The 1,499-nt window shown below is 69.0% G+C and carries 3 protein-coding genes; 1 reads left to right on the top strand and 2 read right to left on the bottom strand.

Annotated elements, in window-relative coordinates:
* Positions 1-527, top strand: a 527-nt coding sequence (locus E2651_RS43175) for a hypothetical protein (RefSeq protein ID WP_209446398.1), incomplete at its 5' end; no start/stop codon positions are given.
* 268 nt (positions 528-795) lie between these two features.
* Here the strand turns inward: E2651_RS43175 and E2651_RS43170 are convergent.
* Positions 796-1,083 carry a hypothetical protein gene (locus E2651_RS43170; RefSeq protein ID WP_135336724.1) on the bottom strand — a complete coding sequence of 96 codons (288 nt, stop codon included), beginning with the start codon at positions 1,081-1,083 and terminating at the stop codon, positions 796-798.
* On the bottom strand, positions 1,080-1,499 hold a 420-nt coding region (locus E2651_RS43165; RefSeq protein ID WP_135336723.1), incomplete at its 5' end, for an ATP-binding protein. The genes E2651_RS43170 and E2651_RS43165, both read right to left, overlap by 4 nt.

Here is a 1,499-nt window from a genome sequence, read left to right as displayed (position 1 = left end):
CGTGGGTAGCGATGCCCGGGGACGGCCGGGGGAGGGAGGTGCGGCCTGCGGCGGACGTGGGTGACAACCTGTACAAGACCGACGGAGTGGTCCACCTCCTGACGAGCGACCAGCTACCGCTGGACGATGTTCGGCACTGGAAGCCCAGCTCCAAGCAGGGCGCCGACTCCCCGTTGCCGGAGCTGTCATTCGGGCCGGACTGCCCTGCGGGGGCACCTCAGCCACACGAGATCGGCGGTGTGCGTAACCAGGAGCGGGCCACCGCATCCTTCATCGGCGACCGGCATTCCCGTGCACGCCAGCGCTACATCGAGTACGACCAGCCGGCCGACGCCACGGTCGAACTCGACGCCCTGCGCAAGGCGTTGACTTCCTGCGGCCTCAAGCGACACGGCAAGGCTCCGGGCGCGATCTACTCGGGCAAGGACAAGGACGGACAGGGGATTCTGGTCCAGCTGGACCACGGGGAGCGGTGGACCTCGGTGCTGGAGGTCCGGGAAGTGACTCAGGGGATGAACCCGGGCTGACAGGGGGCTGGGCCCCGCCGGGTCATCCGATGAAGGTGATCTGGACCGGCGCCACCCTCATCTTCGTATGGCAGATGAGCAGCACGGTGAGGGTAGGGTGCTGCCGGTCTCAAGGAGTCGGATGACTCCGTCGTCGTGCCCGTACGGGAGTGTCGCGCTCAGCGGGTCCGACTGGGCGTCGATCAAGGCGGCGGCCAACTCCCGGCGTGCTGGGGCAGGTAACGACGCGTACGTCTTGTAGAGCTCCGGGTCCAGTGAAGGTCGTAGATCACGCAGCGCCCTTCGAGTCCAGACCGGCAGTCTCCCGGAGCTCGGCCGGGGAGACGCGGACGAACTCGGGGGGCATTTCGCCGTGCTTCTCCACGTAGTCCCGCACCTCGATCGCCCGCTCGTAGCCGACCGCCAGCTCCTCGGTCACCTTCTGCCACTTCGCCGCGACGGCGCGCAATTCGTCTATCGGCGCGAGGTTCACCTCGGACAGGAACCGCATGCGGGTGGCCGGTGCGGGGATGGCCTCCGCGATACGTGCGATGTTCCACGGCTCGGTGGCCGTCACCCTTGTACCCCCGGCGACCGGCGTCCCAGCTCGAACCAGGTCGCCTTGCCGCTGCCGGGGCCGTGCGTGCAGATGCCCCAGGCGTCGGCGCCGAAGGAGATGAGTTGTATGCCCCGGCCCGTCTCGTCGTCCTCGGCGGGGCTCTGGCAGGAGGGGAGGCCCGGTGCCTCGTCGTGGATGAGGACGCGGAGGCGGTCGTGTCCGCCGGGGCTCGCGTACCCCGCGAAGAGGGTCACCGGGGCCGTGCAGCGCTTGGCCGCACAGGCGTTGATCGCGTTTGTGACGGCTTCCGAGGTCAACAGGACTGCTGTGTCCGTGAGTTCGGTGCGACCCGTTGCGGCGAGGAGGGTGCGGACCGTTTCGCGCGCGGCGCGGACCCATGCGGGGTGGGGCGGGAAGACGAGGGATACGTCGGT

Source organism: Streptomyces sp. MZ04, assembly GCF_004684775.1.
Lineage (GTDB): Bacteria > Actinomycetota > Actinomycetes > Streptomycetales > Streptomycetaceae > Streptomyces.
This window is presented reverse-complemented; position numbering and strand designations above follow the sequence as displayed.